Origin of the sequence: Frankia sp. R43, from assembly GCF_001306465.1 — a bacterium.
In the GTDB taxonomy this organism is placed as follows: domain Bacteria; phylum Actinomycetota; class Actinomycetes; order Frankiales; family Frankiaceae; genus Parafrankia; species Parafrankia irregularis.
In genome coordinates, this window is sequence record NZ_LFCW01000011.1 from 146,508 (window position 1) to 170,078 (window position 23,571).

Here is a 23,571-nt window from a genome sequence, read left to right on the forward strand (position 1 = left end):
CCATGCAGGACATTCATCCGCGGATCGGGCGGACCGCCGCCCGGCGGTCGGCGCTGCGCAGGGTGCTGACCGCCCGGGAGATCAGCATTGTCTTCGCGCTCGCCGTGCTGGTCGCGGTGACGGCCGGGGTGCGCCCGGCGTTCGTGCACTCCCAGAGCATCCGGGACATCCTGCTCGGCGCGGCGATCGTGGCCGTGCTCGCCGTCGGCCAGACGGTGGTCATGATCACCCGAAGCGTCGACCTGTCGGTCGGGTCCATCCTGGGCCTGTCCGCCTACGCGGCCGGGACGGTGCTCTCCGACCATCCCGGGCTGCCGGTCGTGCTCGCGCTCCTGCTCGGGATGGCGGTCGGCGCCTGCTGCGGCGTCGTCAACGGGCTGCTCGTCCGGTTCGGCAACGTTCCGGCGCTGGTCGTCACCCTCGGCACGCTGTACATGTTCCGCGGTGTCGCCTATCTGTGGGCCGACGGCGAGCAGATCTACGCCGACGAGCTTCCCGGCGGGTTCCTGAAGCTGGGGACGGCGAGCCTGCTCGGTGTGCCGTACCTCGTCGTCATCGCGCTGATCGTGATGGTGGTCGTCGGTGTGGTCCTGCGGAACTACCCGGTCGGCCGGCAGCTCTACGCGATGGGCTCCTCGCCGCCGGGGGCACGGCTGGCCGGCATCCCGGTCGGCCGGCGGCTGCTCGGCGCCTTCGTCGTCAGCGGCACCCTGGCCGGGCTCGCCGGAGTCCTGTTCGCCGCCCGGTTCGGCACGATCGACGCCTCCGCCGGCAACGGTTACGAGCTGAACGTGGTGGCCGCGGCGGTCGTCGGCGGTGTCGCCGTCGCCGGTGGCGTCGGCACCGTCTGGGGCGCCGCGCTGGGCGCGCTCCTGTTGACCACGATCAGCAGCGCGCTCGCCGTCCTCAACATCAACCAGTTCTGGCAGCAGGCCATCGTCGGGGCGCTGATCCTGCTCGCCATCGGGATCGACCGGCTGATCGCCCTGCGGGTCGCGGCGGCGCTGAAGAAGGAGGGCTCGAATGTCCGCTGACGTGTCCGCCGACGTGCCTGTGTCCGCTGGCGCCTCCGCGCCCGGGCGGCCCGGCGCGCCGGAACGTGCGGAACGTGCGGTGCGTCCGGGCGGCCCGGTGCGTCCGGTGGCGGCGGTGCTCGCCCGGCTCGCCAGCTGGGACGTGGCGGTGATCGCGCTCGCGGCGCTCGTCATCGTGCTCGCCTCGGTGTTCGTCGACAACTTCGGGTCGTCGCGGAACTTCACCTTCCTGGTCCTCGACCTGCTGCCGATCGTGCTGATCGCACTGCCCATGACCTTCGTCATCGCCACCGGGGAGATCGACCTGTCGGTGGCCAGCGTGCTCGGCCTGAGCAGCGCGGTGATGGGCTACCTGTGGAACCAGTGCCTGACCATCGAGACGATCATCCCGCTGTGCGTGCTGCTGGGCGCGGCGCTCGGGGCGGTGAACGGCCTGTTCGTCACCGCGCTCGGGCTGCCGTCGCTGGCCGTCACCATCGGCACGCTCGCCCTCTACCGGGGCCTCGCGTTCGTGGTGCTCGGTGACACCGCGGTCGCGGACTTCCCGTCGAGCTACACCTCGTGGGTCACCGGGACCATCGACGGCACGTCGATACCCAACGTCGCGATCATCATCGTGGCACTTGCTGTGGTCTTCGGCGTGCTCCTGCACGCGACCCCGATCGGCCGCTGGACGTTCGCCGCCGGTGCGGGGGAGCAGGCAGCCCGGTTCGCCGGCGTCCGCATCCCGATGCTGAAGTTCTGGCTGTACGTCGCCACCGGCGCGGTCGCCGGCCTCGCCGGTGTGCTGTGGACGCTGCGCTACTCCAGCGCACGGGCCGACAACGGCTCGGGGCTGGAGCTGGCGGTCGTCGCGGCGGTCCTGCTCGGCGGGGTCTCCATCTTCGGCGGGCGCGGAACGCTGCCGGGTGTGCTGGGCGGGGTGGTCCTGCTCGCCTCGCTCCAGAACGCACTGCGCCTGTCGGACGTCTCCAACGAGGCCCTCAACATCGTCGTCGGCGCGCTGCTCGTCGCCTCCGTCCTGCTGCCCAACGTGACCCAGGCCGTCCGCACCGGCACCGACCGGTTCCGGCGCCGGCACAGCCACCCAACGGGTAGCCCGCCCCTGGCCGCCGCTCCCCGGTAGCCCGAGCGGCTCCCCGGTGGCCCGAGTGGCTCCCCGACAGCCCGAGCGAGCCGCAGATCTCCCGGAGTCCGCAGTCAGCGGCTCCCTCACTGAGAAAAAGGGACAACAGCTCATGTCAGAGGAATCCATGTCACCGGAGTCGTCCCGGTTCCGGTCGCGTCGCCGGACGTCGGCCAGCGGCGTCAGCGGTGTCCGCAGGTCACGGGCGGTGGTCCTGAGCGCGGCGGTGGCCGTGGTGGCCGTTGCGTTAACCGCCTGTGGCGGCACGTCGAAAGACGACAGCGAGGCCACCTCAGCCGGTGGCAGCGCCGCGACCGCCAACCCGAACGCCGAGCTGAAGTCGGACGTCCGGATGGCCTTCCTGCCCAAGCAGCTCAACAACCCGTACTCGGATATCGAGACCGGTGGCGGCAAGGAGGCCCTGGGCGAGCTCAAGGGCGAGTACAAGCTGGTCGGCCCGAACGACGCCTCCGCGTCGTCGCAGGTCAGCTACATCAACACCCTGATCCAGCAGCAGCAGGACGTCATCGCGATCGCGGCGAACGACCCGAACGCGGTCTGCCCGTCGCTGAAGCAGGCCCGCGACAGCGGCATCAAGATCGTGGCGTTCGACTCCGACGCCTCGGCCGACTGCCGGGACGTCTTCATCAACCAGGCGACCGCCGAGGGCATCGGCCAGACCCTGGTGAAGATGACCAGCGAGCAGATCGGCGGCGAGGGCGAGATCGCGGTGCTCTCCGCCACGCCGAACGCGACGAACCAGAACGCCTGGATCGACGTGATGAAGACCGAGCTGGCCAAGCCGGAGAACAGCAAGATCAAGCTCGTGAAGATCGCCTACGGCAACGACGACGACCAGACCTCGTTCCAGCAGACCCAGGGCCTGCTGCAGTCGTACCCGAACCTCAAGGCGATCGTGTCGCCGACGACCGTCGGTATCGCCGCCGCGGCGCGTTATGTGAGCACGTCGTCCTACAAGGACAAGGTCGTGATCACCGGTCTCGGCACGCCGAACCAGATGCGCCAGTACGTCAACGACGGCACGGTCAAGCAGTTCGCGCTGTGGAACCCGGCTGACATCGGCTACCTCGCCGCGTACGCCGGCGTCGCGCTCGCGTCCGGCCAGATCACCGGCGCCGAAGGTGAAACGTTCCAAGCTGGTCGGCTCGGCAAGTACACGATCGGCGCGAAGGGCGAGATCGTGCTCGGCCTGCCGACGATCTTCGATTCGACCAACATCGGCGACTTCGACTTCTGAGGCACGCCGAGCCCCAGGTTCCGCCGGGCCGGTGAGCCGGCCCCTGCCGCCGCCCGGCCGCTCGGCCGCCCGCCCGCTCGGCCCGGCGGAACCCGGATCGTCCAAGGAGGCTGCGCCAGTGCGTCGCTACTGCTTCTGCCTGCAGGTGAAACCAGAACGGACGGCCGAATACACGCGCCGGCACAGCGCCGTCTGGCCCGAGATGCGCGCGGCACTGAGCGCCGCCGGATGGCACAACTACTCACTTTTCCTCCGCCCGGACGGCCTGCTCATCGGCTATGTCGAGACGGACGATCTGGCCCTGGCCCGGGCCCGGATGGCGGCGAGCGAGGTCAACGCCCGCTGGCAGGCCGAGATGGCTGATTTCTTCGTCGAGCTCGGCACGGATATGCCCGACGAGGCGATGCAGCTTGTTCCGGAGGTCTTTCACCTCGACTCCACCAACCCCCTGGACACGCCCGAAGCCCCTGAAACCTTTGATGCTCCCGACTCGACCGCCCGCCTGATATCCCTGACGCAAGGAAAGTGCTGACCATGCCGAACCCGGCGAATGTGAGGGCCGCGCTGCGGTCACTGGAGATCGAGACGCCGTCCTGGGCGTACGGGAACTCCGGGACGAGGTTCAAGGTCTTCGCCCAGGCCGGTGTGCCGCGGACGCCCCAGGAGAAGATCGCCGACGCCGCTCAGGTGCACCGGTTCACCGGCTCCGCTCCCAGCGTCGCCCTGCACATTCCCTGGGACCGGGTGGACGACTTCACCGAGCTGGCGAAATACACGCACGACCAGGGTGTGCGTATCGGGGCGATCAACTCGAACGTCTTCCAGGACGACGACTACAAGCTCGGCAGCGTCACCAACCCGGATCCCCGGGTTCGGCGCAAGGCGGTGCGGCACCTGCTCGACTGCGTCGACATCATGGACGCCACCGGCTCCCGGGACCTGAAGCTGTGGTTCTCCGACGGCATCAACTACCCCGGCCAGGACGACCTGCGTGACCGGCAGGACCGGCTCGCCGAGGCGCTGCGCGAGGTGTACGACCGGCTTGGCCCGCACCAGCGGATGCTGCTGGAGTACAAGCTGTTCGAACCGGCCTTCTACGCGACCGACGTCCCCGACTGGGGAACCTCGTACGCACACTGTGTGGAGCTCGGCCCGCGCGCCACGGTCTGCATCGACACCGGCCACCACGCGCCGGGCACGAACATCGAGTTCATCGTCGCCTTCCTGCTGCGGGCCGGTCGGCTTGGCGCGTTCGACTTCAACTCCCGCTTCTACGCCGACGACGACCTGATGGCCGGCGCGGCGGACCCGTTCCAGCTCTTCCGCATCATGTACGAGATCGTCCGGGCTGATTCCCTGTCGAGCGGCATCGCTTTCATGCTCGACCAGTGTCATAACATCGAGGCGAAGATCCCGGCGGTGATCCGCTCTGTTCTGAACGTCCAGGAAGCAACCGCCAAGGCGCTTCTGGTGGATCGGGACGCGCTGCGCGCCGCCCAGCTGGAGGGCGACGTGCTCGGCGCGAACGCGGTGCTGATGGACGCCTACAACACCGACGTCCGCCCGCTGCTCGCCGAGCTGCGCACGGAGGACGGCCTGGACCCCGACCCGGTCGGCGCCTACCGGCGGTCCGGTTACGGCGAGCGTGTCGTCGCCGAGCGGGTGGGCGGCCAGCAGGCCGGCTGGAACGCCTGACCTGATCTGATCTGACCCAAGGAAACCGATCGCAGGCGCTTGACTGAAAGCGCTCCTGAAACGTTTCATATTCTGGTGGTGCGGCGGCGGGTCACCCGCCCAGCCGCCGCCTGGCGGAGGGAACCCGAAGATCATGAGTGAGCACGCCGACGTGGTCGCCGACCTGCTGGAACGGTCGAACCGGCTCGGCTCCGACCCCCGGAACACCAACTACGCCGGCGGGAACACCTCCGCGAAGGGGGCCGCGACCGACCCGGTCACCGGCGGCCCCGTCGAGCTGATGTGGGTGAAGGGCTCCGGGGGAGACCTCGGCACCCTCGTCGAGGACGGCCTCGCCGTCCTGCGCCTCGACCGGCTGCGTGCCCTGGTGGACGTCTACCCGGGCGAGGAGCACGAGGACGAGATGGTCGCCGCGTTCGACTTCTGCCTGCACGGGCGGGGCGGCGCCGCACCGTCGATCGACACCGCCATGCACGGGCTCGTCGAGGCCGCGCACGTCGACCACCTGCACCCGGACGCCGGAATCGCGCTGGCCACGGCCGCCGACGGCGAACGCCTCACCCGCGAGTGCTTCGGTGACCGGGTGGTCTGGGTGCCCTGGCGCCGCCCGGGCTTCCAGCTCGGCCTCGACATCTCGGCGATCGCCCGGGACAACCCGCAGGCGATCGGCGCGATCCTCGGCGGGCACGGCATCACGGCGTGGGGGCCGACCTCAGAGACCTGTGAGGCGAACTCGCTGAAGATCATCGAGACGGCGACCCGCTTCATCGCCGAGCGAGGCAAGGCGGCGCCGTTCGGCGCGCCGGTGCCCGCCAACGCCCCGCTGGCACCGGCCGAGCGCCGCCGCCGCGCCGCCGAGCTCGCCCCGGTGATCCGCGGCCTGGCCAGCACCGACCGCCACCAGATCGGCCGCTTCACCGACACCGACGTCGTGCTGGACTTCCTCGCCCACGACCGCCACCCGGCCCTGGCGGCCCTGGGCACCTCCTGCCCGGACCACTTCCTGCGCACCAAGGTTCGCCCGCTGGTGCTCGACACCGCGCCCGACGCCCCGCTCGACACCGTCATCGCCCGGCTGGGGGAGCTGCACACCGCCTACCGGGAGGACTACCGCGCCTACTACGAGCGGCACGCCACCGGCGACAGCCCGGCGATGCGCGGTGCCGACCCGGCGATCGTGCTCGTCCCCGGCATCGGCATGTTCTCCTTCGGTGCCGACGCGCAGACGGCCCGGGTCGCCGGCGAGTTCTACGTCAACGCGATCAACGTGATGCGCGGCGCGGAGGCCGTCTCCACCTACGCGCCCATCGACGAGGCCGAGAAGTTCCGCATCGAGTACTGGTCGCTGGAGGAGGCGAAGCTGGCCCGGCGGCCGAAGCCGCGCCCGCTGGCCACCCGGGTCGCGTTCGTCACCGGCGGCGGCTCGGGCATCGGCCGGGCGATCGCGCACCGGCTGGCCGCCGAGGGCGCCTGCGTGGTCGTCGCGGACCGTGACGGCAGCGCCGCCGAGAAGGTCGCCGCCGAGATCGGCACCTCCGACCGGGCGGTGTGGGTGACCGCCGATGTGACCAGCCCCGACCAGATCGACGAGGCCTTCGCCGCCGCCGCCCTGGCCTTCGGCGGTGTCGACATCGTGGTGAACAACGCCGGCCTGTCGATCTCGAAGCCGCTGCTGGAGACGACCGTCACCGACTGGGACCTGCAGCACGACGTGATGGCCCGCGGCTCCTTCCTGGTCTCCCAGCGCGCCGCCCGCACCCTGATCGCCCAGGGCATCGGCGGCGACATCGTCTACATCGCCAGCAAGAACAGCGTGTTCGCCGGGCCGAACAACATCGCCTACAGCTCCGCCAAGGCCGACCAGGCCCACCAGGTGCGGCTGCTGGCCGCCGAGCTGGGCGAGCACGGCATCCGGGTCAACGGCGTCAACCCGGACGGAGTCGTCCGCGGCTCCGGCATCTTCGCCGGCGGCTGGGGCGCGAAGCGGGCCGCCGTCTACGGGGTGCCCGAGGAGGAGCTCGGTGCCTTCTACGCCCAGCGCACCCTGCTCAAGCGGGAGGTCCTGCCGGACCACGTCGCGGCGGCCGTCTTCGCCCTCACCGGCGGCGACCTCGCCCAGACCACCGGCCTGCACATCCCCGTCGACGCCGGCGTCGCCGCCGCGTTCCTCCGTTGACACTCGTCGCAGCGGTCGACATCGGCGCGTCGGGCGGCCGGGTGCTCACCGCCCGGGTGCGCCCCGACCGGCTTGACCTGACCGAGGCACACCGCTTCCCGAACACGCCGCTGGCGCTGCCGGACGGACTGCACTGGGACCTCGGCCACCTGTACTCAGAGGTGGTCGAGGGCCTGCGTGCGGTCGCGGCGGAGGGTGATGTTCCCCGCTCCGTCGCCATCGACTCCTGGGCGGTGGACTACGGTCTGCTTGACCCGGCCGGGCGGCTGCTCGGTCTTCCCTACCACTACCGGGACGCCCGGACGAGCCCGGCGGTCATCGCCGCGGTGCACGCCGCCAGCGATCCCGACGAGCTGTACCGCGCCAACGGGCTGCAGTTCCTGCCCTTCACCACGCTTTACCAGCTCGCCGCCGAGGCCGGTGCGGGGGTCGGTGCCGGGAAACCCGGCCCCCGCACCTCGGCGGCCCTGGCCGGAGCCGCCCGGCTGCTGCTCGTGCCGGACCTGTTCGGGTACTGGCTGACCGGTGCCCAGGTCGCCGAGCTGACCAACGCGTCCACCACCGGCCTGCTCGACGTCCGTGACCAGACCTGGTCCGCCCCCCTCGCCCGACTGGCCGGTATCGAGCCTGGCCTGCTCGCACCACTTGTCACCCCGGGCACGGTCATCGGCGGGCTACGCCCGGGGATCGCCGAGCAGACCGGCCTGCCGACATCGACCGCCGTCACCGCGGTGGGCTCACATGACACCGCCTCGGCGGTCGTCGGCGTGCCCGCCGAGGGCGAGAACTGGGCCTACATCTCCTGCGGCACCTGGTCACTGGTCGGCGTCGAGCTCGACGCGCCGGTGCTGACCACCGCGAGCCGCCGCGCCGGGTTCACCAACGAGGCCGGCGTCGACGGCCGCATCCGCTACCTGCACAACGTGATGGGCCTGTGGATGCTGCAGGAATGCCTACGCCAGTGGGCCCCCCGCGCGGACCAGCGACCGGCGCTGCTCGCCGACCTGCTCGGCCAGGCCGGCGCGCTGGCATCCGGCGGGCCGGTCATCGACCCGGACGACCCACAGTTCCTCCCGCCGGGCGACATGCCGGCCCGCGTCGCCGCCGCGGCCAGGGCCAGCGGGCAGCGGGAGCCGGCGGCGCCGGCGGAGATCGTCCGCTGCGTGCTCGACAGCCTCGCCGCCGCGTACGCGCGGACCATCGACACCGCCGAGACGCTGTCCGGGCGCCGGGTCGACGTCGTGCACATCGTCGGCGGCGGCTCGCGCAACGCGCTGTTGTGCCAGCTCACCGCCGACGCGCTCGGCCGCCCGGTGCTCGCCGGCCCGGCCGAGGCCACCGCGATCGGCAACATCCTCGTGCAGGCCCGGGCCCACGGCGCGCTGAGCAGCCCCGGCGGGCGGGGCGGCGACGTCAGCCTGGACGCGCTGCGCGCCCTAGTGCGCCGGACCACCCACCCGGCGCGGTACGTCCCGGCGCGGTCTCGCCCGGCGCCGGCCGCCGCCCCCGTGCTGGTCCGGCCGGGAGGAGACTGAGCCCATGCGGGTCGCGTTGCTTGTCACCTGCCTGGTGGACGGCATGTTCCCGGACGTCGGTCAGGCCACCGTCGCCGTGCTGGAACGGCTCGGCCACCAGGTCGACGTGCCGCTGGCCCAGACCTGCTGCGGCCAGATGCACATCAACACCGGCTACCGGCGCGACGCGCTGCGCCTGGTCCGCGGCACCGTTGCGGCGTTCGAGGGCTACGAGGCGGTGGTCGCGCCGAGCGGCTCGTGCGTCGGATCCGTCCGGCACCAGTACGCCGGGCTGGCCGCCGCCCGCGGTGACACCGCCCTCGCCGCGGCCGCCGCCGACCTGGCCGCCCGGACGTTCGAGCTCTCCGAGTTCCTCGTGAACGTCCTGGGCGTGACGGATGTCGGCGCGCACTACCCGCACCGGGTCACCTACCACCCGACGTGCCATTCGCTGCGGATGCTGGGCGTCGGCGACGCTCCGCTGCGGCTGTTGCGCGCGGTGCGCGGCATCCAGCTGGAGGAGCTGCCGGCGGCCGAGTCGTGCTGCGGCTTCGGGGGCACGTTCGCGCTGAAGAACCCGGACACGTCCACCGCGATGCTCACCGACAAGATCCGCGGCATTCTCGACACCCGAGCCGAGATCATCACCGCGGGCGACTCGTCCTGCCTGATGCACATCGGCGGCGGGCTGTCCCGGCTGCGCGCCGGGGTGCGGCCGGTGCATCTGGCGGAGATCCTCGCGAGCGAGCCTGCGAAGGTGGCATGAAGACCCCGACCCCGACCCCGACTCCGAGCCAGACCTCGGCCTCGCCCTCGGCCGCGACGTTTCTCGGTATGCCGACGGCGCCGCGTGGTGTCGGCGCGCTGCGCGGTGACGAGCCGTTCCCGCAGGCGGCGCGCCGGGCGCTCGCCGACACCCAGCTGCGCCGCAACATCGCCAATGCGACCGGCACGATCCGCCGCAAGCGTGCGGCCGTCGTCGGCGAGCTGGACGACTGGGCCGAGCTGCGGGCCGCCGGCGCGGCGGTGAAGGACGACGTCCTCGCCCATCTGGACCAGTACCTGTGCCAGCTGGAGGAGCAGGTCACCGCCCGGGGCGGCACGGTGCACTGGGCCCGTGACGCGAACGAGGCCAACGCGATCGTCACCGGGCTCGTCCGCGCCACCGGCGCGCAGGAGGTCGTGAAGGTCAAGTCGATGGCGACCCAGGAGATCGGCCTCAACGAGGCGCTCGCCGAGGCGGGCATCTCGGCCTGGGAGACCGACCTGGCCGAGCTGATAGTCCAGTTGGGCGAGGACCGGCCCAGTCACATCCTGGTGCCGGCGATCCACCGCAACCGGGCCGAGATCCGCGAGATCTTCCTGCGCCGGATGGGCGCCGCGGGCGGCGTGCCGGCCAGCCCCGACCTCACCGACTCCCCGGCCGCGCTGGCCGAGGCGGCCCGCGGCCACCTGCGCGAACGGTTCCTGCGCACCCGGGTCGCGATCAGCGGCGCCAACTTCGCGGTCGCCGAGACCGGCACCCTGGCGGTGGTGGAGTCCGAAGGCAACGGCCGGATGTGCCTCACCCTGCCCGAGACGCTGATCACCGTGATGGGCCTGGAGAAGATCGTGCCGACCTGGCGCGACCTGGAGATCTTCCTGCAGTTGCTGCCCCGCTCGTCCACCGGTGAGCGGATGAACCCCTACACCTCCTTCTGGACGGGCATCACCCCCGGTGACGGGCCACACGAGTTCCACCTCGTCCTGCTCGACAACGGGCGGACCGCCACCCTCGCCGACCCGGCCGGGCGGGCGGCGCTGCGGTGCATCCGCTGCTCGGCCTGTTTGAACGTCTGCCCCGTCTACGAGCGCACCGGAGGGCACGCGTACGGCTCGATCTACCCCGGCCCGATCGGGGCGGTGCTCTCGCCCCAGCTCACCGGTGTCGCCGACAATCCGTCGCTGCCGTACGCCTCCACGCTGTGCGGTGCCTGCCTCGAGGCCTGCCCGGTCGCGATCGACATCCCGTCGATGCTGGTCCATCTGCGCGGCCAGACCGTGGAACAGACGGGGCATGAGCACCCGGTCGAACGGGGGGTGATGAGGACGGCGGCGTGGGTGATGGCCTCCCCGCGCCGATGGTCGGCGGCCCTGCGCATGGCCCGGCTGGGCCGGTTCCTCGGTAGGCGGCGCGGCCGCATCACGCTGCTCCCGCCGCCACTGGCCGCCTGGACCACCAGCCGGGATCTTCCGCTCCCACCGGCGGAGACCTTCCGCGAGCAGTGGGCCCGGCGAACCGAGGGCGGTGACCGATGAGAACCTGGCGCCGCCGGGGCGCCGGGGCAGGCGCTCCGTCCGCTGGTCCGGCTGCTCCGTCCGCTGGACGGACCGACCCATCCGCTGGCCGGACCGGCCCGTCCGCTGGTCCGACCATTGCGGCCCGCGCCGAGGTTCTGGCCCGGGTCCGCACGGCTCTCGGTGACCGGCCGGAGCCGGCGCCGGTGTCGCGTGACTACCGGCTGGCCGGGCAGGGCTCCGCGAGCGTCCCTGCCGGCGCTGCTCCGGGTATCGCCGCCCAGGTGCTCGTGGACCGTCTCCTCGACTACCACGCACTGGTACGCCAGGTACCGGCGGTCGCGACCGCCACGCCCGCCGGCCCCTCGGGGGTCGCCACGGGCGGTTCCGTGGAACCGGGCTCAGTCGTCGGCGGTTCGGCTGAACCGTCGAGCGTGGCCGGAGCCGTCGCCGCGGCCCTCGCCGAACGGCGGGTGCGCCGCCTCGTCCGCCCGGCCGGGCTACCCGCCTCGTGGCTGGCCGAGCTGGCGCAGCTGGCCGAGCTGCCTGAGGGGGTCGAGCTCCTCGAGGACGACCCGCCGCTGTCCGTGCGCGACCTCGACGCCGCCGACGGGGTCATCACCGGCTGCGTGCTGGCGATCGCCGAGACCGGGACGATCGTCCTGGACGGCGGCCCCGGCCAGGGGCGCCGCGCGCTGACCCTGATCCCGGACTACCACCTGGTCGTGGTCCGAGAGGACCAGATCGTGGCCAGCGTCGCCGACGCCATCGCCCACCTGGACGGTGCCGGCGCTACCCGCCCGCTCACCTGGATCAGCGGCCCCAGCGCGACCAGCGACATCGAGCTCAACCGGGTCGAAGGCGTCCACGGCCCCCGCACCCTGGAGGTCATCGTCGTCCACGCGGCCGCCGGCCAGGAGTTCGGGTAAACGGGGCCGGGAATTCATCTGACAATCGCAGGAGTTGACGATTCCGGCCGTCGGAGAGCATGTAGCAGAATCGCGAGAAGCGGCGAGGGTTCGAAGCCGCCGGCATCGGCCCGGCGGCCCGTGTCCACTCGCCGCCTGACCACCCCCAGGGATCCGGCACCGTCACGCCGCGCCGGCAATTCACTCCAGGAGAGACAAAAGGGACGCAGGTTCGTTTGGCAATCCGCAAGAGTGGAGGATTCTGGCTGCCAGAACGACGAAAATCCTCCACACTTGCTCGGTAGCAGCCAAAATCCGAAGCTCGGGATTCCGCTGCCTGCCCCTGCCCCCTGTGGGCGGATCACCTTCGCGGCGGTCGGTCACGCCCTGCCGCAGGTTACCTTCGCGCCGCGCAGTTCATAGCTCATCAGCCCGTCGCACCAGGTCATCTCGGGGGTCTGCACCAGGCGCAGGTCGGGCAGGCGGAACAGCCGGTCGAGGAACACCCGGGTCTCGGCCATCGCGACCTGGGCTCCGGGGCAGCGGTGGCTGCCGTCGCCGAAGCTCATGAAGGTGCCGACCGTCCGCATGCGCTTCGCCCGGTCCGGGTCGAGGGCGAACGGGCATTCGCCGACGGTCTCCGGGTCGACGTTCGCGGCCCGGATGTCGACGGCGAGCACCTCGTCGCGGCGGGCGGAGCCGGGGCCCAGCTCGACGTCCTCGGTGGCGCGCCGGTGCAGCATGGCGGCGACCGGCTCCAGCCGGAGGATCTCCTCCAGGATCGTGGTCTGCTCGGCCTCGTCACCGGCGGTGAACCGGTCGCGCAGCTCGGCGTGGTCGAACAGGTGCCAGGCCGCCATGACGATGAACTCCCGCGTGGTCACCATGCCGGCGACCGCGTAGGTCATGCATTCGATGAGGATCTGCTTGTCCGGGTAGCCCTCGTCCAGCAGGTGCGAGATGACGTCGTCCTGCCGCTCCGCCCGCCGCGCCTTGACCGCCGGGCGCACGTCGTTGCGGAAGAACCGCAGCGCGTGCACGGCCGTCACCGCCTGCGCGGGGACCCGGACGGCGGGATGCATGCCCCGCAGCCGGGTGCCGAGCAGCGTCGCCTGGATGCGCTTCGCCATCGCCCGCTGGTCGCTGTTCGTCAGTCCGACGATCTCCGCGGCGACCGCGACGGCGAGCTCGTAGCTGAGCTCGTCGAGGTTCCCGCCCCCGGCCGCCTGGAGCTTGCCCAGCAGCTCGTCGGACGTCTTCTCCATGACCAGGCGGTGGCGGGTGTTGATGGCCTTGGGGGTGAAGTAGCGCGCGATCGCGGTGCGGCGGCGCTTGTGGATCTCGCCGTCGAGGAAGAAGACGGAGGCGTACTGGCCCGCGGACTTCATCTGGTCGGAGCCGGCGCCGGCCTGCAGCATGCTGCCGCTGCGCAGGATCTCGCGGCCGAAGGCGAATTTGCCGACGACCCGCGCCCCGGGATCGGCATGCACCCGCTGTGCTGCCAGCACCGCCGACTTGCGGTCGTCGCGCGCCGGGTCGATCGGGCACGCGGGGGGCACGGGCACGGTACTGGTCACAACCCACTCCAGTTGCTGATGCGTTGAGCCTTTGGTGGATGTCGGACATCGACAGGGTCAGCGTAGCCCATTTAGTGCAATGGGTCTTGCCTCAATTGCCGGCGGCGTCGAGGTCTGGACCCGGCCCTACTTCGTGGGTACATTAGTTGAGTAACGAACCGATGGTCCTGGCAACCGATGGCCCTGACGGAGTGGGGGGTGGCAGTGCTCGATGGTGGGACCCCGTTGTTCACCCAGATCGCGGAACGACTGGCCGACGAGATCGCCGACGGATCGCTCGCGGAAGGCGAGCGGGTGCCGTCCAGCAACGAGATGGCGGCCTTCTACCGGATCAACCCGGCCACCGCGGCGAAAGGGCTCAACGTGCTGATCGACGACGGGCTGCTGGAGAAACGCCGCGGTATCGGCATGTTCGTGGTGGCCGGTGCGCGGGAGCGGCTGCTGGCCGACCGTCGCAGGGATTTCGCGGAGCGCTTCGTGCGGCCGCTCGTCGCCGAGGCCCAGCGCCTCGGCATCGACGGGGAGTCATTGGTTGAGCTGGTCCGCGAGGCCAGCGGAGTCCAGGGAGGTGTTTCGCTGTGACGGCCGCCATCTCGGTCCGCGGGCTGACTCGCCACTACCGCGGCCACCGTGCCCTCGACGACGTCACGATCGACATCGACGGTCCGTCCATCACGGGCCTGCTGGGGCGTAACGGTGCCGGCAAGACGACCCTGCTGCGCATGATCGCGGCCCAGGAGCTGCCATCGCGGGGCCGGGTTCTGGTGTTCGGCGCGAACCCGCTCGAAAACGACGCGATACTGCGCCGCCTGGTCCTCATCCGCGAGGACCAGACCTTTCCGGATTTCAAGGTGCGGCACGCGCTGAAAGCGGCGTCCTGGTTCTACCCGAACTGGGATGGTGACCTGGCCGCGGCGATGGCAGGCGAGTTCGACCTGCCGCCGGACCGCGCGGTCAAGAAGCTCTCCCGCGGGATGCGCTCGGCACTGAGCATCGTGATCGGCCTGGCGGCCAGGGCCGAGATCACCCTGTTCGACGAGCCGTATGCCGGGCTCGACGCCGTTGCCCGCCAGCTGTTCTACGACCGGCTGCTCGCCGAGTACGCCGAGCATCCTCGGACGATCCTGCTGTCCACCCACCTGGTGGACGAGGCCGCCGCCCTGTTGGAGCGGGTGGTGATGGTCGACCGCGGCCGGGTGGTCCTCGACGCGCCCACGGATGAGCTCCGGGGTGCGTACACGGCGGTGAGCGGCCCGGCCGCCGCGGTGGCGCAGCTTCTGGCCGACCGTCCCGACCGGCCCGGCCAGGACCGGCGCCGGGTCGCGGCACACGAATCGGTGGTGATCGCCGGCCCGCTCGGCGGCGCCGACCTGCAACGCGCCCGCGATCTGCACCTGCGGCTGGAACCCCTGTCACTGCAGCAGGTCCTGATCCATGCCGCCGGGCGATCCGACAACGAGAGCTCCGAAAGCGAGCGAGCTGAGAGGGCGAGCGCGTGACCACCTGGAGCACGATCGTCAACGTCGGGCGATACCACCTCACCCAGCGGCCGATCTACCTGACGGTGCCCTGGGCTCTGACGGTGTTCAGCATGCTCATCAATCTGATCGTCTCGACGGCGGTGCCCACCAGCATTCACACCGCTGGGCTGGCCACCCTGTACGTCTGGATGTTCGTCGGCGGTCTGATGGCGACGCACCGGTCGCTGCCGTTCGGGCTCGCCCTCGGTCTCAGCCGGCGCTCCTACTATCTCGGGACCGCGGCCCTCGCCGTCGCCCTTTCGGCGGCCGACGCCGTCGCCCTCACCGTGCTGTACGCCGTGGAGGGGGCGACCGGCGGCTGGGGGGTCGACCTGCACTTCTTCCGGATCTCCTACCTTCTCGACGGGCCGTGGTACCTCACCTGGCTGACGTCCTTCGTCGGCCTGGGGCTGCTGTTCGTCTACGGCATGTGGTTCGGCATCGTCTACCGCCGCTGGAACGTCACCGGCCTGGCCGTCTTCATCGCCGGTCAGGCGACCCTGCTGCTCGCCGGCGTTCTCGTCGCGTCCTGGGCCGACGCGTGGGCGGCGATCGGCGATTTCCTCACCGATCTCAGCGCCGCCGGGCTGACCGGCGTCCTGGCCGTCGCGGCGGCGGCCCTCTTCGTCGGCGGATTCACCACGATGCGCCGGGCGACGGTCTGATCAGCTGGAAGCGGCACCGGCCTACAGCGGGATGTTGCCGTGGTGGCCGCGCCGAGCCGGTGCGTCCGCCAGCGCCTCGGCGACCCGTCGGCGGGTTTCGGCCGGTTCGATGACGGCGTCGATGACCCCGAGGGAGAGCCCGCGGTCCACCCCGCCGGCCGTGCGGGTGTGCTCCTCGACGAGTTGGGCGAGCAAGGCCGGCCGCTCCTGTTCGGACGCCGCGGCCAGGGTGCGCCGGTGCAGGATGCCGACCGCGGCCTCGGCGCCCATCACGGCGACCTCGGCCTGCGGCCAGGCGAGAACGGCGGTAGCCCCCAGCGAGCGGGAGTTCATCGCGATGTACGCCCCGCCGAACGACTTGCGGGTGACCAGGGTGACCCGGGGCACCGTGGCCTCCGCGAACGCGTACAGCAGTTTGGCGCCGCGCCGGACCACCCCGTCCCATTCCTGGCGCACACCGGGCAGATAGCCGGGTACGTCGACCAGCACCACGAGCGGGATCCCGAACGAGTCGCACATCCGGACGAACCGCGAGATCTTCTCGGCGCTGAGCGAGTCCAGGCAGCCGCCTTTGCGGATCGGATTGTTCGCGATGACTCCCACCGGCCGGCCGTAGAGGCGACCGAGGCCGATCACCGCGTTCGGTGCCCAGCGCGGCTGCAGTTCCTCGAACGGGTACGGATCATCGTCGAGGATCCGCAGGATCAGCGGCCGGACGTCGTAGGCCCGGCGGGGCCGCTGCGGGAGCAGCGTGCCCGGGTCGGGCCGCCGGCGCTCGTCGGCGTCGAGCTCCGCCGTGCGCCCGGGGTCGATGACGAACGGGCCGGACCCGGCCAGCAGGTTGGTGATCCGCCGCGCCCGCTGGTAGGCGTCGCCTTCGGAGGAGGCCTGGACGTGTACGACACCGGACCGGCGTCCGTGCGCATCGGCGCCGCCGAGCCCCTCCATGTCGATCTGCTCGCCGGTGACGCTGCGGACCACATCGGGACCGGTCACGAAAACTCGGCCGGCGGGCGCCATGACGACGACGTCGGTCAGCGCCGGCCCGTACGCCGCGCCACCCGCGGCCGGCCCCAGCACCACCGAGATCTGCGGGATCCGGCCGGAAGCGTGGATCATGGCGGCGAAGATGCGGCCGATGCCGTCGAGGGCCTGCACCCCTTCGGTGAGGCTCGCCCCACCGGAGTGCCACAGGCCGACGACGGGGCGGCGCAGGCGCACCGCCTCCTCGACGGCGGTGACGATCCGGGCGGCCCCGTCGGCTCCGATCGCCCCGCCCATCCGGGTTCCGTCAGTGCAGAAGGCGACGGCGGCCTCGCCGTCGATCCGGCCGCGACCAGCCAGCACACCGCTGGCGGCCCCGCCGGGAAACGGGACGAAGGAACCCGCGTCGAACAACTGGCTGAGCCTGTTGTGGGGAGTGCGGGCATCCTGCTCCGGGATGACTACCTGAACCCGGTCGCCGCTTGCCACCTCGGTCATGTCATTCCTTTCCCAGCGTGAACTGGTCCGAATGATGACCGGTCGTCCTTCTAAATCTCTATAGTCGCGCTCAAGCCGGCCCGGAGCAGGTGCCGCCCCGGTTCAGCAGGACCGACACGGTGCTGCCGCGGCTGTTCGTGACGACCACATCGGCCCGGTCGTCGCTGTCGCCGAGCAGGTCGGCGGTCTTCACCGCGGACGGACCGGGGCCGACGGGGTAGACCTTCGGCGGCCCGAACACCCCGTGTCCGTTGTTCAGCAGCACCGACACGGTCTCGTCTCCCTGGTTCGCGACGACCAGGTCATCCGCGTCGTCGGCGGTGAGGTCGCTGATCTCCACCCCGGTCGCGCCCGGACCGGAGAAGTACGCCACCGGCGGGGGGAAGGTCCCGTCACCGTTGCCCAGCAGCACCGACACGGTGGCGTCCCCGGAGTTCGCGACGGCCACGTCGTTGATGTCGTCGCCGTTCATCAGCCCCACCGTCACCGAGGCCGGACCGGGCCCGGTGACATAGACCTGCGGGCCGAGCAGGATGCCGCGGTTGCTCAGAAACACCGACACGGTTGCGTTGCCGGCGTTCGAGACCGCGACGTCGCCGACGCCGTCCCCGTTGAAATCGCCCACTCCCAGCGACGCGGGGCTCGGGCCACTGAGGTACGGGACGGCGGGCTGGAAGGTTCCGTCACCGTTGCCCAGCAGCACCGACACCGTGCCGTCGAAGCTGTTCGCGATCGAAAGATCGACGATTCCGTCGCCGCTGACATCCTCGGCCCGCAGGCCACCCGGCCCACTTCCGGCGAAATAGGGAATCGGAAGGCGGAAGGTGCCGTCACCGTTGTTCAGGTACACCAGCACCGTGTCGTCGTATCGGTTCGTGACGGCGAGATCCCGGTAATCGTCCCCGTCGAGGTAGTTCGACCGCACCCCGGCCGGCCCGGAGCCGGTGAGATAGATCTGTGGCGGTCCGAGCGTTCCGTCGCCGTTGCCGAACAGCACCGAAAGGGTGTTGTTCCCGGTGTTCACGACGGCCACGTCGACATTGCCGTCGCCGGAGAGCTCCTCGGTCGCCGCCGCGACCGGGCCGGGTCCGGTGAGATATTCGGCCGGCAACGGCCCGGGCGCCGCCGGCACTGCCGGAGAAAGGGCCACGAGTATGAACGAGGCCAAAAGAACCATCACGGTCAGGCGCCGGTACAGGCCTCGTGCCACGGGCCTGATGGTGGCCTGGCGAGTCCCGGCGGCCCGGTAGCGACACACGGGACGTGCCAACCCGCTCCGGCTGCCGACCCGGTCCGGCTGTCGGCCCGGTCCGGCTGTCGGCCGGCGGGTGCTCCGGCTCCGGCCGGCCGGCGGCTCGGGTCGGGATGTTCACGGTGGTCTGGAGCCCGTCGCGGAATCCCGAGCTTCGGCCCGCCACTGCCGCCGCTGCTTCCGAGCAGGAAGTGAGGATTTCGGCTGCGAGGACAACCAAAATCCTCACTTCCTGCGGATCGTCAGGCGACTGCTACGCGCTCGCTGGGTGTCACTTCTGGTAGGTGAGGCAGTCCACGCCGTTCAGGTTGAAACCGACGCTGATTCCGTCGGCCTGACAGACGAAGTTCTTGTTGTGTCGACAGTCGGTGACCTTACAGGCGCCTACGCGGCCTTTGTCGGACGGGTTGCCGCCTTTCGAGGGGGCGACGAAGAAGGTGTCGCAGTGTGCCACCAGAGCACCTGAGTCCCCGACGGTGATCGCGGGGGCGTGGCAGGCCTGCTTGCCGTTGTACGCGCACGCGTCGACGGCACACTTCGTGATGATGGGAAGGTCCATGATTGGCTGCCTCTCCTTGCGGAAATACCTCGAGAGGAAATCCTCTCGGGCACTTCCTAGAGTCGGCCCGAGGTCTCGTCAAGACGGGAGGAGAGTGTCGCAGAATGACACCGGCACGTGAGGTTGGCCTAACCTAAAAGTCTCGCGGAGAAACTAGGATGGGGACGGAATGGTGAGATAGCCGAGGATCTCGGCGCCATGCGCCGCGAGGTCCTGCTCGGTCAGCCCGCCGCGGTCATGCGCGTCCCGGGGCAGCGCCGGAACCGCGGCGGCGTCCACCAGCAGGACGTAGATGCGTGTCGTGATCCCGGTGTAGCCGCCGTAGCCGAGGTTGTAGGGCTGGACCGTGAAGCAGTTCTCGGTGGTCAGCTCCAGCACCTGGCCCGGGTAGAACAGGCCGTTTCCGGGGTTGTGGGCCGCGGTGGAGTCCGTTGTCGCCGGGTCCGCCCAGGAGGCCCCCATCAGCAGCTGCCCGGCCGCGGGCCGGGCACTGATCTTTCCGCCCACCGCGGCGGAGGGGCTCCACGACGCGAAGTACTGGTAGGCCCCGGCCGTGACCCGCAGCCCGGTGGCCGCACTGCCCGGGCCGTCGACCACCGCCGCTTCGTTCGGCAGTTCCAGCCGGTAGCAGCCGCTGCCGGCCGACGGCCCGCCGGCCGGCGCGGGGCCCGCGTTCGCCGGCGGGCCCGGCCCGCCCACCGGCGCGGCCGCACCGGGCAGGGCAACACCGGGCACAGCGACGCCGGGCTGAGCAGCACCGAGCCGAGCCCCGTTCGGCGCGACCGGCCCAGCCGACTGGGCCGACAGCGCCGACTGGGCCGACAGTGCCGGCGCGGCGGGGGTGTCGCCGTCGGCCAGAATGAAGATCATCGCAGTGACGGCCACCACGGCGGCGATCAGCGCCGAGCCGGTCAATGCCTGGGCGGCTCGGCGCGAGAGCCCGCCCGCCACCGGCGGCGCTGGCGGCACCGGTGGCATCGGCGCCGCGGGCGCGGCCGGCACCGCCGGTGCCAGGGCTTCGTCAGGCGCCGCGGTTTCGGCGGGCGTCGTGGTTTCGGCGGGCGCCGCGGAATCGGCAGTCGCCGCGGGCTCGGTAGGCGCAGGGGCTTCGGCGAGTGCCGGTGGCTCGGCGGCAGCCGCGGGCGACGGCGCCGCCGACAGCGCTGCCGGCGGAGTCGGGGGCGGAGCTGTGGGTGCCTTCCTGGCGACCCTCGGATGCAGCCGATGCCAGACGTCCAGCCAGGCTTCACCGTGCTCGGGGTCGTAGGCCGCCACGATCAGCGTGAGGGTTTTGAGCGTCAGCCGACGACGCCCGTTGCGCAGGTCGTTCACCGTCGTCTTCGACACCCCGACGCGCCGCTCGACCGCACGATCGTCGGACGTCCCCAGCAGACGCACCACCGCGGCCCGAAGGTCCTCGTCGTTCGAGATCTCCGTTGGTTCCGCGCCCGGTGTCCCGGGATCTCCCTCCGACGGTGGCAGTGTCGTCGTCCCTTCGTGCGCCGTGCGTCGATCGCCTGGTGTCACAGCGATTGTCCCAGGTCCGCCCGGCGGCAGGACAGGACGGGACACACAGGACGACCGCCACCACCGAATCCGGCCGGGATCAACCTCTTACGTGGGTAACCTCGTCACGCGAACGGGGGGGCGCCCAGTAACCGGGCACCGGGGCTCAGCGCCGGTGCCCGGCGGCTGGTGGCTGGTAGCCGGTGGCCGGTGGCCGGGTGCCGGCGACGTCGAGCAGCGCCGGGGCGAGTTCGCGCCATTCGCGGTCCGGCAGCGCCGTCGGGTCGGCGGTGAGGACCTGGATGGCCACGTGGTCGGCCCCCGCCCCCAGATGCTCGCGGACTCGGCCACGGATCACCTCGGCATCGCCATGGGCGACGATCGCGTCAACCAGTCGGCGACTCGGTCCGACCTGCGCCCGGACGACCTCGTCCAGCTCGTCGTCGGCGTCGCGCTGGCAACCTCCCGCGGCGACGACGCCGACGACGACCAGGCCGTTCGGCTGCTCAGGCTGACCCTCGACGCGGTCCGAGTCTCCGGTGGGGACGCCTGACGGCCGGAAAGCCTGACGGCGGGTTCAGCCGCGCCCGGGCCACGTCCAGTCGCGGACCTCGGGCAGGTCCTCGAAGTGCTCGGTGACGTAGGCGTGGTGCCGTTCGAGCGACAGCTCGCAGTGGTCGACGAGCCGGTCGGTGCCCGGGTGCGTGCTGCGGGCGAACTCCACGGCGAGGCGGGCCAGGTGGAACCGGCTGACGCCGTTGCGCACGACCATGTCGAACGGCGTCGTGGTGGTGCCTTCCTCCATGAAACCGCGCACGTGGAAACGGCTCGGGTTGCGCCGGCCGTGCAGCAACTGGTGGACGGCCCGGCTGTACCCGTGGAACCCGACCACGACATCCGTCTCATCGGTGAACAGGGCACGGAACATCGGATTCGAGAACCCGTGCGGGTGCAGGTCGGGCCGCAGCAGGGCCATCAGGTCGACCACGTTCACCACCCGTACCGACAGGCTGGGGACGAACTGGTGGAGCAGGTCGGCCGCAGCGAGGATCTCCATGGTGGGGACGTCGCCGATGCCCACGAGCACGATGTCCGGGTCCCGCCCGTGCCGGGCCTCGGTACCGGCCCACTCCCAGACCGAGGCGCCGCGGGCACAGTGCTCGGCGGCCTCGTCCGCGGTCAGGTACTGCAGGTGCGGCTGCTTGTCGGCGACCATCAGGTTGACGTGGTTGCGGCTGCGCAGGCAGTGGTCCGCGACGGAGAGCAGCGTGTTGGAGTCCACCGGCAGCCAGATCCGCGCGACACCCGGGGACAGCGGCACGACCGTGTCGATGAGCCCCGGGCCCTGGTGTGAGAAGCCGTTGTGGTCGTTGCGCCAGCAGGTGCTGGTCAGCAGCACGTTCAGGCTCGGCACGGGCACGCGCCAGTCGAGCTTCGACGCCTCCTGCAGCCATTTCGTGTGCTGGACGACCATGGAGGCCGAGACCATCGCGAACGCCTCGTAGGTGGCGAACAGGCCGTGGCGCCCGGTGAGGGTGTAGCCCTCCAGCCAGCCTTCGCACAGATGTTCGGAGAGCACCTCCATCACCCGGCCGTCGGGGGAGACCCGGTCGTCGGTCGGCTCGATCGGGGCGACCAGGCAGCGGTCGGAGACGTCGAGGATCGCGCCGAGACGGTTGCTGCTGAGCTCGTCCGGGCTGAAGACCCGGAACGTGGTCGGATTGTCCTGATAGACGTCGCGCAGCAGCTCACCCAGCGGCCTGGTGGTCTCGTGCAGGAGCGTGCCGCGGCGCGCCGGGTCGATCTGCAGGGCATAGGAACGCCACTCGCGCAGGCGCAGCGGCTCGGTCCGCCGGCCGCCGTTGGCGTAGCTCGCCGCGCCCATGCGCCTGTCGCCGTCCGGCGCCAGCGCGGCCAGGTCCGCGATGAGCCGCCCGCCGGCGTCGAATAGGCGCTCCGGCTCGTAGGAACGCAGCCAGGCCTCGAGCTGCGCCAGGTGTGCCGGGTTGTCCCGGACCCCGGCGAGGGGCACCTGGTGGGCCCGGAAGGTCCCCTCGACCTGGACGCCGTCGACCTCGCGCGGACCCGTCCAGCCCTTGGGCGTACGCAGGATGATCATCGGCCAGCGGGGCGCGTCGGTCACCGTCGCCCCCGGCCGCCGCGCCGCGACCTGGAACTCGCGGATCCGCCCGTAGGCGGTGCGCAGCGCCGCCGCGAAGTCGCGGTGGACCTGCTCGACGTCCGACCCCTCGACCCAGTGGACGTCATAGCCGTGCCCGGTGAACAGGCTCGTCACCTGCTCGCGGCTGTGCCGGGCCAGCACGGTCGGATTGGCGATCTTGTACTGGTTGAGGTTCAGGATCGGCAGGACGGCGCCGTCGCGGCGGGGGTTCAGGAAGCTGATGCCCTTCCAGCTGCCCTCCAGCGGGCCGGTTTCGGCCTCGCCGTCGCCCACCACGGCCGCGACCAGCAGATCCGGGTTGTCGAACGCCGCGCCGAAGGCGTGGACCAGGGCGTAGCCGAGCTCGCCCCCCTCATGGATCGACCCCGGGGTCGGGACACTGACATGACTCGGGATGCCGCCAGGTGTCGAGAACTGCCGCACGAGCCTGGTCAGCCCGGCGACGTCCCGCGAGACCGCAGGGTAGATCTCGGAGTAGGTGCCCTCCAGGTAGGTGTTGGCGACCAGCGCCGGGCCGCCGTGCCCCGGGCCGGTGACGTAGAGGACGTCCTGGCCGGTCAGCCGCACCAGGCGGTTCAGATGCGCGTAGATGAGGTTCAGCGCGGGTGAGGTGCCCCAGTGGCCCAGCAGCCGCGGCTTGATGTCCTCACGCCGCAGGGGCTGGCGCAGCAGGGGGTTCGCGAGCAGGTAGATCTGGGCGGCCGTCAGATAGTTCGCGGCCTTCCAGTAGTCCACGAGGCGCGTGAGCGCCTCGTGGTCCAGCTCCGGGACGGTGGTGGTGTTATCGGTCGACTGTGCCGTCGCAGTCATGCGCCGTGGATATCACGTCCACTGTCAGCT

19 protein-coding genes and 2 pseudogenes are annotated in these 23,571 nt (G+C 71.2%); 14 read left to right on the top strand and 7 right to left on the bottom strand.

What is annotated here, in order from left to right; genetic code table 11:
* Positions 1-2 precede the first annotated feature (2 nt).
* The 10 genes and pseudogenes from ACG83_RS36415 to ACG83_RS36460 all read left to right on the top strand — a co-directional run bounded on the left by ACG83_RS36415 (position 3) and on the right by ACG83_RS36460 (position 12,009).
* A complete protein-coding gene (locus ACG83_RS36415) occupies positions 3-1,034 on the top strand; it encodes an ABC transporter permease (RefSeq protein ID WP_054570987.1) in 1,032 nt (343 codons plus the stop codon).
* A complete protein-coding gene (locus ACG83_RS36420) occupies positions 1,024-2,160 on the top strand; it encodes an ABC transporter permease (RefSeq protein WP_200931438.1) in 1,137 nt (378 codons plus the stop codon). The genes ACG83_RS36415 and ACG83_RS36420 overlap by 11 nt, the downstream gene beginning before the upstream one ends.
* 112 nt (positions 2,161-2,272) lie before the next feature.
* Positions 2,273-3,418, top strand: coding sequence for a rhamnose ABC transporter substrate-binding protein (rhaS, locus tag ACG83_RS36425; protein ID WP_235498409.1), 1,146 nt, complete (start codon positions 2,273-2,275; stop codon positions 3,416-3,418).
* A 118-nt stretch (positions 3,419-3,536) separates the two neighbouring features.
* Positions 3,537-3,854: pseudogene (locus ACG83_RS36430) on the top strand (L-rhamnose mutarotase); the annotation flags it as partial.
* 98 nt (positions 3,855-3,952) lie between these two features.
* On the top strand, positions 3,953-5,113 hold the full coding sequence (gene rhaI / locus ACG83_RS36435; RefSeq protein ID WP_152991617.1) for an L-rhamnose isomerase: 1,161 nt from the start codon (positions 3,953-3,955) through the stop codon (positions 5,111-5,113).
* Positions 5,114-5,246: 133 nt separating this feature from the next.
* Complete coding sequence (locus ACG83_RS36440; protein ID WP_054570798.1) at positions 5,247-7,289, top strand: bifunctional rhamnulose-1-phosphate aldolase/short-chain dehydrogenase; 2,043 nt, start codon at positions 5,247-5,249, stop codon at positions 7,287-7,289.
* Positions 7,286-8,824 carry a rhamnulokinase family protein gene (locus ACG83_RS36445; protein ID WP_054570799.1) on the top strand — a complete coding sequence of 513 codons (1,539 nt, stop codon included), beginning with the start codon at positions 7,286-7,288 and terminating at the stop codon, positions 8,822-8,824. Before ACG83_RS36440 ends, ACG83_RS36445 begins: the two co-directional genes overlap by 4 nt.
* Positions 8,825-8,828: 4 nt before the next feature.
* The gene (locus tag ACG83_RS36450) at positions 8,829-9,569 is read left to right on the top strand and encodes a (Fe-S)-binding protein (RefSeq protein WP_054570800.1); all 741 of its coding nucleotides are present in this window, start codon (positions 8,829-8,831) and stop codon (positions 9,567-9,569) included.
* Positions 9,566-11,101, top strand: a complete 1,536-nt coding sequence (locus tag ACG83_RS36455) for a LutB/LldF family L-lactate oxidation iron-sulfur protein (protein ID WP_054570801.1) — start codon at positions 9,566-9,568, stop codon at positions 11,099-11,101. Before ACG83_RS36450 ends, ACG83_RS36455 begins: the two co-directional genes overlap by 4 nt.
* Positions 11,102-11,286: 185 nt before the next feature.
* Positions 11,287-12,009 carry an LUD domain-containing protein gene (locus tag ACG83_RS36460; RefSeq protein ID WP_235498410.1) on the top strand — a complete coding sequence of 241 codons (723 nt, stop codon included), beginning with the start codon at positions 11,287-11,289 and terminating at the stop codon, positions 12,007-12,009.
* A gap of 359 nt (positions 12,010-12,368) precedes the next feature.
* Here ACG83_RS36460 and ACG83_RS36465 read toward each other — a convergent pair whose 3' ends face one another.
* Entirely contained in the window at positions 12,369-13,565 is a 1,197-nt protein-coding gene (locus ACG83_RS36465) for a cytochrome P450 (protein ID WP_054570802.1), read from the bottom strand.
* A 204-nt stretch (positions 13,566-13,769) separates the two neighbouring features.
* Between ACG83_RS36465 and ACG83_RS36470 the strand changes: the two genes are divergently transcribed.
* Genes ACG83_RS36470 through ACG83_RS36480 form a run of 3 tightly spaced genes read left to right on the top strand, consistent with a single transcriptional unit; the run spans position 13,770 to position 15,750 of the window.
* A complete protein-coding gene (locus tag ACG83_RS36470; protein WP_054570990.1) occupies positions 13,770-14,147 on the top strand; it encodes a GntR family transcriptional regulator in 378 nt (125 codons plus the stop codon).
* A complete protein-coding gene (locus tag ACG83_RS36475; protein ID WP_054570803.1) occupies positions 14,144-15,064 on the top strand; it encodes an ABC transporter ATP-binding protein in 921 nt (306 codons plus the stop codon). The genes ACG83_RS36470 and ACG83_RS36475 overlap by 4 nt, the downstream gene beginning before the upstream one ends.
* Entirely contained in the window at positions 15,061-15,750 is a 690-nt protein-coding gene (locus ACG83_RS36480; protein ID WP_054570804.1) for a hypothetical protein, read from the top strand. Before ACG83_RS36475 ends, ACG83_RS36480 begins: the two co-directional genes overlap by 4 nt.
* Positions 15,751-15,771: 21 nt before the next feature.
* On the opposite strand, the gene ACG83_RS36485 is transcribed toward ACG83_RS36480, so the two are convergent.
* From ACG83_RS36485 to ACG83_RS43245, 5 genes and pseudogenes are all read right to left on the bottom strand, one after another.
* Positions 15,772-17,232, bottom strand: coding sequence for an acyl-CoA carboxylase subunit beta (locus ACG83_RS36485; RefSeq protein WP_054570805.1), 1,461 nt, complete (start codon positions 17,230-17,232; stop codon positions 15,772-15,774).
* Between the two features lie 70 nt (positions 17,233-17,302).
* Complete coding sequence (locus ACG83_RS36490) at positions 17,303-18,382, bottom strand: VCBS repeat-containing protein (RefSeq protein WP_158230736.1); 1,080 nt, start codon at positions 18,380-18,382, stop codon at positions 17,303-17,305.
* 373 nt (positions 18,383-18,755) lie between these two features.
* Positions 18,756-19,043 carry a DUF1540 domain-containing protein gene (locus tag ACG83_RS36495; RefSeq protein ID WP_054570807.1) on the bottom strand — a complete coding sequence of 96 codons (288 nt, stop codon included), beginning with the start codon at positions 19,041-19,043 and terminating at the stop codon, positions 18,756-18,758.
* Positions 19,044-19,196: 153 nt separating this feature from the next.
* Positions 19,197-20,570 carry a helix-turn-helix transcriptional regulator gene (locus ACG83_RS44820; RefSeq protein ID WP_054570808.1) on the bottom strand — a complete coding sequence of 458 codons (1,374 nt, stop codon included), beginning with the start codon at positions 20,568-20,570 and terminating at the stop codon, positions 19,197-19,199.
* Positions 20,571-20,715: 145 nt separating this feature from the next.
* Positions 20,716-20,958, bottom strand: a pseudogene (locus tag ACG83_RS43245) (LLM class F420-dependent oxidoreductase); the annotation flags it as partial.
* On the opposite strand from ACG83_RS43245, the gene ACG83_RS47250 reads away from it, so the two are divergent.
* Entirely contained in the window at positions 20,860-21,102 is a 243-nt protein-coding gene (locus ACG83_RS47250) for a hypothetical protein (RefSeq protein WP_235498411.1), read from the top strand. The pseudogene ACG83_RS43245 and the gene ACG83_RS47250 sit on opposite strands and share 99 nt — an antisense overlap.
* Before the next feature lie 24 nt (positions 21,103-21,126).
* Here ACG83_RS47250 and ACG83_RS36510 read toward each other — a convergent pair whose 3' ends face one another.
* Complete coding sequence (locus ACG83_RS36510; RefSeq protein ID WP_054570809.1) at positions 21,127-23,541, bottom strand: phosphoketolase; 2,415 nt, start codon at positions 23,539-23,541, stop codon at positions 21,127-21,129.
* Positions 23,542-23,571: the final 30 nt, after the last annotated feature.